This is a genomic window from Treponema denticola (assembly GCF_024181405.1).
In the GTDB taxonomy this organism is placed as follows: domain Bacteria; phylum Spirochaetota; class Spirochaetia; order Treponematales; family Treponemataceae; genus Treponema_B; species Treponema_B denticola_D.
This window is the reverse complement of the sequence record NZ_CP051302.1, coordinates 1,299,066-1,312,649: the sequence shown is the minus strand read 5'-3', so window position 1 is coordinate 1,312,649 and position 13,584 is coordinate 1,299,066. Positions and strand designations below refer to the sequence as shown.

Sequence of the window (13,584 nt, the reverse complement as noted above, 5' to 3'; positions counted from 1 at the left end):
GGGACTTGCAGATGATTTTAAATTATCCGGTAAAAAATTGGGCATTAGTCCTTGACAAGCTCTCTATTTTGTAATATTATTGATTCTATACTATTTTATTTAAGGAGAGCCGGAATGCCTTGCGGAAAAAAACGAAAACGAAAGAAGATGTCGACGCATAAACGAAAGAAGAAGCTTAGAAAGAATCGACATAAGAACAAGAAATAAATTAGGAGGGTATACCCCTAATTGTTCAAATATCTATAGCTTTCGGTTAAACGGAAGGGGGGCTCAGCTTTGAAGCCCCTTTTTTTTAGATTTTAGCGGAATATAATGACAAAAAACAGCTTATTAAGTAAAATAAAAGGCCCCGAGGATATAAAGCTCCTTTCCCATGATGAACTTAAAGACCTCGCTGTAGAAATACGAAAAGAAATTCTCACTGTAGTAGGCCATAACGGCGGTCATCTTGCAAGCAATTTGGGCGTAATAGAGCTTACGCTTGCGATTCACAGGGTTTTTTCAAGTCCCCATGATGCTATTGTCTGGGATGTCGGTCATCAATCCTATACGCATAAAATGATAACAGGCCGACAATCCCGCTTTTCTACCTTACGCCTTTGGGAAGGTCTTTCCGGTTTTCCAAAAAGAGAAGAAAGTGTTCACGATGCCTTTAATACCGGCCATGCTTCAACTTCAATTTCTGCAGCTCTGGGTATTCTTGAAGGAAAAAGATTAAACAAGGATTCCGGAAAGGTTATAGCCGTTATAGGTGACGGTGCTATGACAGGCGGAATGGCCTTTGAAGCTCTTTCAAATGCCGGAGAATTAAAAAAAGATTTAATCGTTATAATAAACGACAATAAAATGTCCATAAGCAAAAATACGGGGGCTTTTTCCGAGTACTTGAGCCGCCTTACAGTTCATGAAGGCTACCAGCGTTTTAAGTACCTCTTTGACAAGGCTGTGGGCTCAATACCCCTTGTAGGAAACAAACTTAATTCCATAATTTGGCGTTTAAAAAGAGGAATGAAGGGGATATTCTACAAGAATAATATCTTTGTTGATTTTGGTTTTGAATATGTCGGCCCCATAAACGGCCACAATATGAGAGAACTTGAAAAGGTTTTAAAAAACGTAAAAAAATTAAACAGCCCCGTTGTAATGCTTGTAGAAACTATCAAGGGCAAGGGCTATCCCTTGGCAGAAATAAATCCTGCTGCATTTCATGGGATCGGGCCCTTTAACATTGCAGACGGCAAGGTAGAAAAAAATGATGCGATTACCTTTACGCAAGCCTTTGGAAAGGCTTTGGTAAAAGCCGCCGAAAAAAATTCGAAAATCGCAGCCATAACGGCAGCAATGGAATCTGGGACAGGCCTTTCTCTATTTCATAATAGATTTCCTGAAAGATTTTTTGACGCAGGTATTGCCGAGGGCCATGCCGTTACCTTTGCAGCAGGACTCGCCTCAGCCGGAATTAAGCCTGTTACGGCAATTTACAGTACCTTTTTACAGCGTGCAATCGACCAGATTATACACGACACTTCAATACAAAATTTGCCCGTGATTTTTGCTATAGACCGTGCAGGTCCCGTTCCGGCAGATGGAGAAACCCATCAGGGCCTTTTTGACATAGCCTTACTGCGTCCTGTTCCCAATATGACAATTCTTTGTCCTGCATCCGAAAAAGAGCTGGAGCTGATGCTTTCTTGGGCTCTTATGCAGGATAATCCCATAGCAATAAGGTATCCCAAAGCCGATTGCCCGAAAGAAATCCCCGAGTTTTCTCAAAACATAGAAAAAGGACGCGGAGTACTTATAAAGAATTCCGATAAGAGCCGCATTTTAATAACCTGTACCGGAGGGATGTACAATGAAGTTAAAGAGGCTTCTGCAATTCTTGCTCATAAGGGCCTTTTTACTGATATCTATAATGTGAGATTTGCAAAGCCTATAGACAAAAGCTATTTTTTAAACATTGAAAAAGGCTATTCATACATTCTTTTTGTAGAAGACGGTATGAAGATAGGCAGTCTAAGCTCATATTTGGAATCACTTATTTTAAGGTACGAAAGAAACAAGACCGGGTTGCAAAATAAAAAAACTGCGGTATTGGCTTTTGAAGATATGTTCTTCCCCCATGGTACCCGCTCCGAAATTTTTAAGGGTGCAGGCGTATCGGCCGAACACATAGTACAAGCAGCAGAGCTGCTTTTTACCGAAACTCATACCGTTTCGGCTTCTACCGCTATTCCGGTAAAGGAGAATTAGGATATGGAATTTATTAGAAACATTACGGCTTTTTATTCTTCATATCTAAGGCCTATTTTTGATGTGCTTTTACTCGCTTTTTTGATGTATAAGGCTTATCAAATTTTATTAAAAACTCAGGCAATTCAGCTTATAAAGGGTGCAATGTCTATATTGGTCATTTATGCTGTTGCCATGATTTTTAATCTTAAAACTCTTTTATGGCTTTTAAATACCTTGGGACCGGGACTTGTTATAGGTGTAGCCATCGTATTTCAGCCCGAACTTCGTAAAATATTTTTAAAGATAGGGCAGAGCAACTGGCTTAGAACCGGAAAGCACTCAAACCACAGCCATATCGACTCGGTTGTTACTGCTGCCGAAATCTTATCCGACAAAAGACGGGGAATGCTGGTAGTTTTTATGCGCCGGAATAATTTAAAGGATATTATCGATACTGGAACAAAGCTTAATGCGGGTCTTTCATCCAGCCTATTGGTTACGATTTTCGGGCATGATACCCCTCTTCATGACGGAGCTGCCATTGTGCAAAACGGAATGATAGTTTCTGCCGGCTGCTTTCTTCCTCTTTCGGAACAGCAGGATATAAGAAAGAGCTTTGGAACCCGTCACAGGGCGGCAATAGGTGTTTCGGAAGAAACGGATGCAGTCGTTCTTGTCGTATCCGAAGAAACGGGAGCCTTGAGCCTTGCCTATGATTCCCATCTTTATTACGATTTAAGTGCGGATGAAGTTGTAGCCCAGCTTGAGCAGCTTTTGGAAATAAAAAAATATTTTGCTCAAGAAGAATCTTTGGATTTAGCGGAGGCCTTACAAGATGAAAATTAGAAAAATATTTGACCGCTTAGCTGAAAACTGGCTTGCAAAGGTTATAAGTTTTGCTCTTGCCATAGTTTTGGTACAGTTATATAAGGGCAGTCTTTTAGAGAAGAAGTATTTTTATGCTCCTCTTGTTATAGAAAATTCCGGAGATTTGGTTCCGGCTGTGAATATTCCGAGGCTGGTTAAAGTTTCGGTTTGGGGAGATTCAACCGTAATAGCTCCGATTATGGAAGAGCATATAACGGCCTATATGGATTTGTCTGCAATCAGCAGTCCCGGAGAGTACCGTATTCCCATACAGGCTAAACTAAAGGGCTTGGCTTCAAACATCAGTGATTTTGAAGTTGAAGTTGAACCTTCCGATATAACATTGATACTTGAGGATAGTTTATCTAAGAGGGTTAATGTCCGCTTAAATCTGGGGGGCGTTCCGGCGGAAAATTATGAAGTTTATGAAAGAGATGTGGACCCCGCCACAGTAGAAATAAAGGGACCTCACTCTGTCGTTTCACAAATTGAAGAAATGCTGACAAACAGTGTACAAATAGATAACCGAAAAACCGGATTTTCGGGCTATGTAGAGGTCTTTGCCTCTAATCCTCTCGTTTCCGTAATAGGGACTTCCAGAATTGCCTATTCGATTAAGATACGGGAAATAGTAAGTTTACAAACTTATGAGGAAATAGCTCTTTATTTTGAAAATCTAAACGAGAAATTTGAAGTTGTGACGGATTCTGTTTTGGGAAATATCACTGTAAAAGGTACTAAGTCTAATATTGCTTCATGGACTCTGCCTGAAAATGTTTTGAGAGTAAACTGCAGCAATATAACAAAGCCCGGCGTGTACAGCTTGCCGGTTCAAGCCGTTATTCCGGGAAAGCTTTCTCTTATAGATGCGAATCCTAAAAATATTCAGTTTGAAGTCAAGATAAAAGAAGCAAAGACATCCGAATAAGATGATACTCGGTCTAGGTATTGATATAGTTGAAGTTTCCCGTCTCGAAAAATGGCTGAACGATAAAAAGCTCCTTGAAAGGTTTTTTAATAAAGAAGAACTTGAATATGTGCTTTCCAAGGGAGACGGGGCCGCCCGTTCCTTGGCTGTCCGCTTTGCGGCAAAAGAGGCTTTTGGAAAGGCCCTTGGAACAGGCCTCGCCGGTATAGAGTTAAAAGATATAGCCGTTGCAAACGATAAAACGGGCCGGCCTTTTTTAAAATTTTCCGGCACAGCTCTTCAAGCCTTAAAAGAAAAGGGCGGGGCAGCTATTCATCTTTCACTAACTCACGAAAAAACTACCGCCGCCGCCGTTGTTATAATCGAAGGTTCTAGTTAAAACTCTTTTTTTTCGTATATTTTTATGCTCAAAAAAATGGAAACTGGAATAGACAAAATAATTACTCCAATGAATATCATAATATAAAAAGAATTTTCTTTAAAAGTATTAAAAAAATTTAAAACATAGATATTTAACTTTTTAATACCTGAAAATACAAAAATAGCCCCCATATATACTAATCCCTTAATAATTTGAGCCTTGGCAAAACTCAAATATTCTAAAGGAATAAATAAAATATTATATATAAATTGAATTATAAAAAAGTTTATAAAAAATATACTTGATATTTGAAAGGGGTTTTTAACTAAAAAAGATATTATAAAACTAAATCCCAAGAAGGTACTGATCATTAAAAGACCGAATAAAAGTATAATAAGGTAACGGCTGATAACTATTTCTTTTCGGCTTACAGGCAGGGAGTTCAATAAAATATCTTCTCCCTGCTTTATACCCTCCTTGCGTTCAACCTTGGTCATCCCCGAAAACAGATGCATGGATACAAGATAAGGGAAAAAAAACATCAAAGGATTATTTGTAGCCGCAATGATTATGGGGGATAGTAAAAAAAGGATTATAAAAATTTGTTTGTTATTCTTTATTTTTCTTATATGTGTTAAAAGCAATTGTCTCATAAAAATTCTCCTATAAAAAATTTTTGCAGCAAATATCAATTTGCGAAAAAAGTTTTTTCACGCAGTTTGTTTACAAACTGCATACAATAATGCGACGTTTGCCGAAAGGCAAACTCGGCAGATAAACAGTGAGGCTGAATTTCTGCCGAACTGTTTATCAAATCTCCTTATAAAAACTTAATTTGAAGCTTTTTCATAAAAAAACATAATGTCTTCTAAAGCCGGCTTTTCGATTATGAGGCTTGCAGGAAGATCTTGTTTTTCTTTTGTGAGGGCTTCAAAACCTACTCCGGTTTTGCGTATTCCGATAAGTTTACTTTCTATTCCTCCTTTTAAGTCATCAAGCCCGCCCTTGACCAAAGCATATTCCGAAAAAACGTCGTCCTTTCTCTTTGAAAAAACTATCTCTCCGTTTTTGATAAATGTGACATAGTCTGCAATACGCTCCAAGTCGCTTGTAATATGGGTAGAAAAAAAGATGCTGCATTTTCCGTCACTTATTACATCATAGAAAATATCCAAAAGTTCCCGTCTTATAATCGGATCCAAGCCGCTTGATGGTTCGTCCATAATTATAAATTGTGCATTATGGGATAGGGCGAGGGCAAGTGAATATTTGGTTTTCATTCCCTTTGACAGCTGCATTATTTTTTGTGTTTCATCCAGCTTAAATTGCGAAAGATAATTTTTGTAAGCCTTCCAATCCCAGAAATTATAAAATGAAGCGATAATCTTTGTCATGTCTTTTATTTTTAATTGCTCATAAAAACAGGGCTCATCATAAACAAAGCCTATCTTTTGTTTTAAGGAGCTGAAGTTTTTTTCGGCAGACTGACCGAAAATTTCTATGAGTCCTGAATCTTTTTTGATTAGCTGCATTATGAGCTTAATCGTTGTGGTTTTTCCTGCTCCATTTGCTCCTATAAAACCCATAACCGTTCCTTGAGGGATTTGAAAGCTTATGTTTTTAAGGCTAAAAGTTTTATAGTCCTTGTTTAAGTCTTTTATGTTTAAAATATAATCCATAATTTTCTCCCATAAAAACTTTTTGCAAGGATTATCAAATCCTGAAAAAAGTTTTTTCAACTGTGTGCTGGAAAGCACACATATAAAATAATGCGATGTTTTGTGCTTTGCACAAAACTCGAAGATAAGCAGTGAGGCTGAATTTCTGCCGAACTGTTTATCATACCTCCCGTTATTATTCTTCATCAAAAAGAAGCTTTACGATTTCTAAAAATTCTTTTTGTGTTATCTTTAGCCTTTTGGCCTCATCTATAGCCTCGGCTATCTTTTCTTCGATTGTACATATTCCGGCTTCCTTGAGCCTTTCAGGATTTTGATAGGCTACAAAGGAGCCCTTTCCTTGAACCGAGTCTATAAAGCCGTCTCTTTCCAATTCGTCGTAAGCCCTCTTGGTGGTAATAACCGAAATTTGTAAATCTTTTGCCAAGGTCCTTATAGAGGGGAGGGGAGCTCCTTCTTCTATTTCTCCGTTTAGGATTGCTTTTTTTATAGCAGAATATACCTGTTCGTATATTGGAGCTTGGGATGAATTGGATATAATTATTTTTAGAATTTCCTTTACCTCCTTAAAAAATAACGGCGCCTAATGTACATATAGTATATACTGTATATAAACACTTGTCAAGACCTAAAAAGACAGACCTAAAAAGAAATTTTATAAAATTAAGGAATTACATTTCCCTCTTCTCTTTTTTCTCAAATTTTGATACATTATAAGGCATATGTTAGATTCTATAATTAAAATTCTTTTCGGTTCAAAGCATGAGCGGGATATTAAGGCCATGCTTCCGATTTTACACAAGATAAACGAAAAAGAGGCTTGGGCTCTTTCTCTTTCCGAGGAGGAGTTTAAGGCAAAAACGAATGAGTTTAGGGAACGCTATCAAAAAGGGGAATCCTTGGATTCTTTTATCCCCGAAGCCTTTGCCCTTGCGCGGGAAGCGGCTAGGCGTATCTTGGGAGAGCGTCCCTACGATGTTCAGATTTTAGGCTCCCTTGTTCTTCATTCCGGTAAGATTGTTGAAATGAAAACGGGTGAAGGTAAGACCCTTATGAGCGTTGCCGCAGCCTACTTAAACAGCCTTACGGGGAAGGGCGTTCATATTGTAACGGTAAACGATTACCTTGCAGAACGGGATGCCGATTGGATGAGACCTGTTTATTCTTATCTGGGTGTAAGTGTCGGCGTTATTCTTTCCAATATGGAAAACGATGCCCGCCGTATAGAATATAACTGTGATATAACCTACGGTACCAATAACGAGTTCGGCTTTGATTACCTCCGCGACAATATGCAGATGAGGCTCAAGGACAAGACCCAAAGAGAATTTTCTTTTGCAATCGTAGACGAAATCGACTCTATCTTGATAGACGAGGCTAGAACTCCCTTGATTATTTCGGGAGCTGCCGAAGACGATACTCAGCGCTTTTTTGAAGTTGACCGCCTCATAGGTCAATTAAAAGAAGTCGAAAAAAATCCCGAGACGGGCGAGTATCCGAATGAGCTTGAGGGAGAAGAGGTTATCGGGGATTATACGATAGACGAAAAAAGTAAGAGGGTTTCTTTTACCGATTCAGGTATGCTCCACATTCAGGATATCCTTCAAAGGCAGGGACTTATCAAAAGCGGAAACCTCTTTGATGAAGAAAACTTTGAATATATTCACTACTTTACCCAATCGGTAAGGGCTCATGTTCTTTTCCATATTGATGTGGACTATGTTATTCAAGACGGTCAGGTACAGATAGTAGACGAGTTCACGGGCCGTGTTTTAGAGGGGCGCCGTTATTCGGACGGGCTCCATCAGGCTATTGAAGCTAAGGAGCATATTAAAATCGCTCAAAGGAACAGAACCCTTGCGACCATTACCTTCCAAAACTTTTTTAGAATGTACGATAAACTTTCCGGCATGACCGGTACGGCAGATACGGAAGCCGTAGAGTTTACAAAGATTTATAACTTGGATGTTGTCGTTATCCCGACAAACCTCCCCGTTGCCCGAAAAGACGAACACGATGTAATCTACTTAAACGAAAACGATAAATTTGAAGCTCTTTGTACCGAAATAAGCGAGGCTTATAAGAAGGGGCAGCCCGTCCTCGTAGGTACGGTTTCTATCGAAAAATCCGAGCTTATTTCAAAACTCTTAACAAAGAGGGGTGTAAGACACGAGGTTTTAAACGCCAAAAATCACGAGAGGGAAGCTCTTATAATTGCAGAAGCCGGAGCAAAGGGTTCCGTTACCATAGCCACCAACATGGCGGGACGAGGTACGGATATTAAGCTGGGCGGAAGCCCCGAAATGAGGGCTAAAAAACGCACGGGCACAAATCCCAATCCCGATTATTATGAAAAAGTTCTTGCCGAAGAATATGCAAAATGGCAAAGCGACTATAATGAGGTAAAAGAACTCGGAGGCCTTTATGTAATAGGTACGGAGCGTCATGAAAGCCGCCGAATCGATAATCAGCTTCGAGGCCGTTCGGGCCGTCAAGGAGACCCGGGACGCTCCAAATTCTTTCTTTCCCTCGATGATGACCTGATGAGGCTTTTCGGAGGCGAAAACTTAAAAAATGTTATGTCCAAGATAGGAATGAGGGCAGGGGAACCAATCGAGCATCCTTGGATAAACAAGAGCATCGAAAAAGCTCAGACGAAGGTAGAAAACCGCAACTTCGATATTCGAAAACATTTGTTGGAATATGACGATGTACTGAACGAACAGCGCTCCTTTATCTATGAGCAGCGAAATGCAATCCTTGCAGACGAAAATCTTATCGAGCGTATTTACGCAACCCTCGAAGAATTTATAAGCGAAAAATTCGATGAGTATAGTTCAAGCTCAAAGGCCGAAAAAGAAGAAAAAGCCCGTCTTATAAAAGATATCTTTAGAGAAAAGTTTGCCTATACTCTGACCGAAGAAGATTTTGCAAACATCGACAAAAAAAATCATGAAGAAGAGATAAACGAATTCGTAGAGCATTTTACAAAGGAGCTTAAAGAAAAAGAAGCTCTTGCAGGTAAAGAAAACCTGAACATGTTTATCCGCTACCAATACTTGCAGGCCATCGATAAAAAATGGCTAGACCATCTTGAAAATTTGGAATCCTTGCGTGAGGCAGTTTATCTTCGCTCCTACGGACAAAAAAATCCTTTAACCGAGTACAAACTTGAAGGCTTCGATATTTTTTATTCCATGCTTGACGACATAAGAATCGAAATAGCCTCCCGTCTTGTCAGGGTTCAAATCAGCACGGAAGAAGAAGCCCATGCTTCACGCCAAATGCGATCCATTCAGGGAAATGCCCAGCACAATTCGATGGGAAGTTTTTCAGGTTCAGGTCATGGAATGGGGCCCACAGCCCTTTCTTCACGAAGCCGTCCTGAAAATGCTCAGGTTGTGCGTACTGTTCCCAAGGTCGGAAGAAACGATCCATGTCCATGCGGCAGCGGAAAAAAATACAAACACTGCTGCGGAAAAAACGGTTAATTACTGTTGGTAGTTGGCAATGAGTAATTGATAACGGGTAATGGGAATTTGGAATGAAAAAAAAACTTGCGGTGCTGGTTTCGGGAAACGGGTCCAATCTTCAAGCCGTAATTGACGGAATAAAAAACGGCTCCATTGATTATAAGATTGAGGCTGTGGTCTCAAACAAAAAAGAAGCCTTTGCCCTCAGCCGTGCCGAAAGGGAGGGAATAAAGACTATTTATCTTCCTTTTAAAAAAGGCTCATCTCGAAATGAATATGATGCCCTCCTTGCCGAAAAGGTTAAGGAGTTTAAGCCCGATTATGTTTTATTGTTAGGCTGGATGAGAATTTTAACTGACAGCTTTATAGCTTCGTTTAAGGACAGGCTTATAAATCTTCATCCGGCCCTGCCCGGAACATTTCCTGGGACGGAGGCTATCGAAAGGCAGTACGAGGCCTTTATGAAGGGGGAAATCTCACGCTGCGGGATTATGACCCACTTTGTCCCTGATGAAGGAGTCGATTCGGGGCCTGTAATTTTTACTGAGGAAGTTTCGGTTTTCCGGGGAGACAGGCTTGACGATTTTGAAAAAAGAGTGCATGAGGCGGAACATGCTCTTGTAATAAAAACGCTAAAATTTTTATCGAAAGTTTGATAAGCATGGAGAGAAGATTATGGGATTGGTATTGGCATCGGTTTCCGATAAGACAGGTTTAAAGGATTTTGCATCCCGCTTAAAAGCGGCAGGTTATGATTTTATTGCTTCAGGAGGAACGGCAAAGGCCTTACAAGAGGCCGGTATTAAAGTAAAAGAAGTTTCGGAATACACCTCTTCTCCTGAAATTTTAGGCGGGAGGGTTAAAACTCTTCACCCTATGATTCACGGCGGGATTTTAGCCCGCGATACCGAAGAGGATAGGGCAGAGCTAAAAGCTCTCGGCTTTAGCGGCATAGACATTGTAATAGCCAACCTATACCCCTTTGAAAAAACTATTAATTCCCCCGATTCAACTGAAAGCGATTGTATCGAAAACATAGACATAGGGGGTGTAGCTCTTTTAAGGGCCGCTGCAAAAAACTATTCCCGTGTTACAATTATCTGCGACCCTGCCGACTATGACGAAGTTTCTTCCGAAATTGAAAAGACGGGAGAGATTACTCTTTCCTTACGCAAAAGATTGGCAATAAAGGCCTTTGACCTTTGTACCCGCTACGATGCTGCAATAACTTCTTGGCTTAGCGGGGGTATGGAAGAAAAAACCTCTCTTACCCTGTGTGCTCATCACGGGCAGGATTTGCGTTACGGGGAAAACCCTCATCAAAAGGCTTGGCTCTATACAAGCGAGCCTAAGGCTGGCCCCTTGGGAGGTAAAGTCTTACAGGGAAAGGCTCTTTCCTATAACAATATCCTCGATGCCGACGCTGCATGGAGGGCCGTTTCTATGTTTACAAAACCTGCCGCCGTTGTGGTAAAACACCTTACTCCCTGCGGCCTTGCCGAAATAAATGAAGAACCTTTAAAAAACTCTTCCTCCGCTCCCCCTGATTCGGAAGTGTCTATTGCTTTAAGGGCAGCAATCGACTGCGATCCCGTTTCGGCCTTTGGAAGTATAATAGCTTTAAACCGTCCCTTCGATAAGGCTTCCGTTGAAACCCTTGGAACCTTATTTGTTGAGTGCATCATAGCTCCTCTTTTTACCGAAGAAGCAAAAGAACTTTTATCCGGCAAAAAAAACTTACGCTTAATCGAGGCTCCCATCCTTCAAGAAAAAGAAGCTTATGAATATAAGTCTGTCTTGGGCGGCTTTTTAAAGCAAGAAAAAGACTTGGGAGACCCTGAAGGTACTGAATATAAAGACGCAGCGGAAAGAAAAGCTGAGCCTTTAGAAAGGTCTCTATTGCAATTTGCTATGAAGGCTTGTACTATGGTTAAGTCCAATGCCATTTTGCTCGCTGCCCCGATAGATTTGTCAAATCCCCAAAAAGGTTTTTGTTCCGTCGGCATAGGCTGCGGTCAGCCTAACAGGGTAGATGCAGCCCGCCAAGCCATCGAAAGAGCCGGCGAAAGAGTTAAAAACTCTGTCCTAGCCTCCGATGCTTTTTTCCCCTTTCCCGACACAATCGAAGAAGCGGCTAAGGCCGGCATAAAAGCCGTAATCCAGCCCGGCGGCTCAATCCGCGATGACTTAAGCATCGAAGAATGTAACAAACACGGAATGGCCATGCTGATAACGGGTGTAAGGCATTTTAAGCATTAGAAATTTTTAATACGAGATTTTTTTTATTATATTATCTTTTTGCCGCCAGTTTTTGTTTACGCGGACTTGAAGATCCAATTGAACCTTGTAGGGAAAAATTTTACGCAGTTCGGCCATGGATTTTATCCTTATGCTCTTGATTACGGCGGCTCCCTTGCCTATGAGCATAGCCTTTTGGCTTTCTTTTTCGACATAGAGGAAGGCTCGAACCCAGAGTTCTTTGCCGTTTTTACGCATTTCGGCATCTTCTACGCCTGCATAGAGGGCGTGAGGAATTTCTTCCCTTGTGTGAAGGATGGCCTGTTCCCTTATAATCTCCGTAATCCTAAAAACTACATCCTGATCGGTGTAGATGTCTTCGGGATAGAGGGCTTCCCCTTCGGGAAGGAGCTCTATGAGGAGGGAAAGAATTTCGTTTATGCCCTTATCCTTTAGGGCGGAAATTTCAAAGATTCTTTCTTGCGGAATATCGGGCAAGAGGCTTAAAAGCTCTTTTTTTACAAGTTCAGTCTCTGCGGATGCAAGGTCGGCTTTGTTTAGGCCGATTACTGTTTTGTTTTGCAGGGGGATAAGAAGAGAGCAAATGTTTTTTTCTTCTTCTCCGAATTCCCGTGAAATGTCTATCAGATATAAGACAGCGTCCCCTTCCTCTAAGCGGGTTTTCGCGATTTCTTGAAGTTTTAGGTTTAATTTTTTTTCGGATTTGTGGTAGCCGGGGGTATCTATAAAAACTATTTGTCCCTTGGTAGTGTTTACGATACCCCTGATTGCGTTTCGGGTGGTTTGCGGAATTGATGAGACAATCGAAACCTTTTCGCCTGAAGCCGTATTTAAAAAGGTTGACTTTCCGGCTGAAGGACGGCCTATTATCGTTACAACTCCGCTGTTCATTTTATGCGCTTTGGCATCCTTCGCAAGATGTGCAAGAGTTAAACTTTACCTTGTTTTCGGTAAGCACAAGTACCTTTGTCGGGCAGCCTTCAACACACTTATTGCAGGAATCGCAAAGAGTATAATCTACCTTGGGTATTCCGTCTATTACCTTGATAGCTCCCGTAGGACAATTCTTTTCGCACTTCATGCACTTTATGCAGCCTCTTTTACAGTTTTTCATAATTTGAGGCTTACGCGGGTTTCTGCATGAACAGAGGGCTATAGCTCCTTTTTGATCTTTAGGAACTGTTGTTAGGACATGCTGCGGACACAGGGCAACACAGACAGCGCAGCCCGTACACTTATCATAGTCTACTTCAGGAAGTCCGTTTTCTTTGATATGAATGGCATCAAAGGGGCATGCACGTTCACAGTCTCCAAGGCCTATACAACCCCAGTCACATTCCTTTGTTCCGTTAATTGAAATTTTTGCGGCCTTACAGGTTTTTACGCCTACATAGTCGCACTTGTCTCGGCAAACATCGTGAGAGCCTTGGCATGTCAAAACCGCTACTCTTGCGGAAGCCGAAGCATTAACTCCCATTATCTTTCCTATGGCCTCGGCAACAGGGGCTGCTCCTACAGGGCATCCGTTTACGGGTGCATCTCCTGCAGCAACTGCTGCTGCAAATCCGTCACAGCCGGGATAACCGCAGGCACCGCAGTTTGCTCCCGGAAGAACCTCTCTTACGGCTGCAGCCGTTTTATCCGGTTCTACATAAAAGATTTTTTTAAAAAAGCCCAGCAAAAGGCCCAACAAAAGAGACAATACCAGCGATACGGCCAAGGTCAATAAAATAATATTCATGCATACTCCAATAAAACTTTATTTCCCTTGTATAATGCCAT

12 protein-coding genes are annotated in these 13,584 nt (G+C 41.1%); 7 read left to right on the top strand and 5 right to left on the bottom strand.

Features of this window, described 5'->3' with window-relative positions; all coding sequences use genetic code 11:
* The first annotated feature begins 312 nt into the window (after positions 1–312).
* From dxs to HGJ18_RS06335, 4 genes are read left to right on the top strand one after another with little or no spacing between them, the layout of a single operon-like run.
* The gene (dxs, locus tag HGJ18_RS06350) at positions 313–2,253 is read left to right on the top strand and encodes a 1-deoxy-D-xylulose-5-phosphate synthase (protein ID WP_253698244.1); all 1,941 of its coding nucleotides are present in this window, start codon (positions 313–315) and stop codon (positions 2,251–2,253) included.
* 3 nt (positions 2,254–2,256) lie between these two features.
* Positions 2,257–3,081 (top strand): diadenylate cyclase CdaA, encoded by an 825-nt coding sequence (gene cdaA / locus HGJ18_RS06345; protein ID WP_253698242.1) that lies wholly within the window; start codon positions 2,257–2,259, stop codon positions 3,079–3,081.
* Positions 3,071–4,030: a CdaR family protein gene (locus HGJ18_RS06340; protein WP_253698241.1), complete on the top strand. Its 960-nt coding sequence runs from the start codon at positions 3,071–3,073 to the stop codon at positions 4,028–4,030. Before cdaA ends, HGJ18_RS06340 begins: the two co-directional genes overlap by 11 nt.
* 1 nt (position 4,031) lies before the next feature.
* Entirely contained in the window at positions 4,032–4,409 is a 378-nt protein-coding gene (locus tag HGJ18_RS06335) for a holo-ACP synthase (RefSeq protein WP_002675022.1), read from the top strand.
* Here the strand turns inward: HGJ18_RS06335 and HGJ18_RS06330 are convergent.
* The 3 genes from HGJ18_RS06330 to HGJ18_RS06320 all read right to left on the bottom strand — a co-directional run bounded on the left by HGJ18_RS06330 (position 4,406) and on the right by HGJ18_RS06320 (position 6,584).
* Positions 4,406–5,044 carry an ABC-2 transporter permease gene (locus HGJ18_RS06330; protein WP_044977570.1) on the bottom strand — a complete coding sequence of 213 codons (639 nt, stop codon included), beginning with the start codon at positions 5,042–5,044 and terminating at the stop codon, positions 4,406–4,408. The genes HGJ18_RS06335 and HGJ18_RS06330 overlap by 4 nt on opposite strands.
* A 177-nt stretch (positions 5,045–5,221) precedes the next feature.
* Positions 5,222–6,070, bottom strand: a complete 849-nt coding sequence (locus HGJ18_RS06325) for an ABC transporter ATP-binding protein (RefSeq protein WP_253698240.1) — start codon at positions 6,068–6,070, stop codon at positions 5,222–5,224.
* A 175-nt stretch (positions 6,071–6,245) separates the two neighbouring features.
* Complete coding sequence (locus HGJ18_RS06320) at positions 6,246–6,584, bottom strand: GntR family transcriptional regulator (RefSeq protein ID WP_080612133.1); 339 nt, start codon at positions 6,582–6,584, stop codon at positions 6,246–6,248.
* A 208-nt stretch (positions 6,585–6,792) separates the two neighbouring features.
* Here HGJ18_RS06320 and secA point away from each other — a divergent pair, with 208 nt between their 5' ends.
* The 3 genes from secA to purH are packed head-to-tail and all read left to right on the top strand — an operon-like array spanning position 6,793 to position 11,802.
* A complete protein-coding gene (gene secA, locus HGJ18_RS06315) occupies positions 6,793–9,561 on the top strand; it encodes a preprotein translocase subunit SecA (protein WP_253698238.1) in 2,769 nt (922 codons plus the stop codon).
* A 53-nt stretch (positions 9,562–9,614) separates the two neighbouring features.
* On the top strand, positions 9,615–10,199 hold the full coding sequence (gene purN / locus HGJ18_RS06310; protein WP_253698236.1) for a phosphoribosylglycinamide formyltransferase: 585 nt from the start codon (positions 9,615–9,617) through the stop codon (positions 10,197–10,199).
* A 19-nt stretch (positions 10,200–10,218) separates the two neighbouring features.
* Positions 10,219–11,802, top strand: a complete 1,584-nt coding sequence (purH, locus tag HGJ18_RS06305; RefSeq protein WP_253698234.1) for a bifunctional phosphoribosylaminoimidazolecarboxamide formyltransferase/IMP cyclohydrolase — start codon at positions 10,219–10,221, stop codon at positions 11,800–11,802.
* Between the two features lie 6 nt (positions 11,803–11,808).
* On the opposite strand, the gene era is transcribed toward purH, so the two are convergent.
* On the bottom strand, positions 11,809–12,693 hold the full coding sequence (gene era, locus HGJ18_RS06300; RefSeq protein ID WP_253698232.1) for a GTPase Era: 885 nt from the start codon (positions 12,691–12,693) through the stop codon (positions 11,809–11,811).
* 1 nt (position 12,694) lies between these two features.
* On the bottom strand, positions 12,695–13,543 hold the full coding sequence (locus HGJ18_RS06295) for an RnfABCDGE type electron transport complex subunit B (RefSeq protein WP_002669703.1): 849 nt from the start codon (positions 13,541–13,543) through the stop codon (positions 12,695–12,697).
* Between the last annotated feature and the right edge of the window lie 41 nt (positions 13,544–13,584).

What these genes read in the sequence shown, in the direction of transcription:
- dxs (WP_253698244.1), top strand. Translation starts at nt 313, where the DNA reads ATGACAAAAAACAGCTTATTAAGTAAAATAAAAGGCCCCGAGGATATA.
- cdaA (WP_253698242.1), top strand. Translation starts at nt 2,257, where the DNA reads ATGGAATTTATTAGAAACATTACGGCTTTTTATTCTTCATATCTAAGG.
- HGJ18_RS06340 (WP_253698241.1), top strand. Translation starts at nt 3,071, where the DNA reads ATGAAAATTAGAAAAATATTTGACCGCTTAGCTGAAAACTGGCTTGCA.
- HGJ18_RS06335 (WP_002675022.1), top strand. Translation starts at nt 4,032, where the DNA reads ATGATACTCGGTCTAGGTATTGATATAGTTGAAGTTTCCCGTCTCGAA.
- HGJ18_RS06330 (WP_044977570.1), bottom strand. Translation starts at nt 5,044, where the DNA reads ATGAGACAATTGCTTTTAACACATATAAGAAAAATAAAGAATAACAAA.
- HGJ18_RS06325 (WP_253698240.1), bottom strand. Translation starts at nt 6,070, where the DNA reads ATGGATTATATTTTAAACATAAAAGACTTAAACAAGGACTATAAAACT.
- secA (WP_253698238.1), top strand. Translation starts at nt 6,793, where the DNA reads ATGTTAGATTCTATAATTAAAATTCTTTTCGGTTCAAAGCATGAGCGG.
- purN (WP_253698236.1), top strand. Translation starts at nt 9,615, where the DNA reads ATGAAAAAAAAACTTGCGGTGCTGGTTTCGGGAAACGGGTCCAATCTT.
- purH (WP_253698234.1), top strand. Translation starts at nt 10,219, where the DNA reads ATGGGATTGGTATTGGCATCGGTTTCCGATAAGACAGGTTTAAAGGAT.
- era (WP_253698232.1), bottom strand. Translation starts at nt 12,693, where the DNA reads ATGAACAGCGGAGTTGTAACGATAATAGGCCGTCCTTCAGCCGGAAAG.
- HGJ18_RS06295 (WP_002669703.1), bottom strand. Translation starts at nt 13,543, where the DNA reads ATGAATATTATTTTATTGACCTTGGCCGTATCGCTGGTATTGTCTCTT.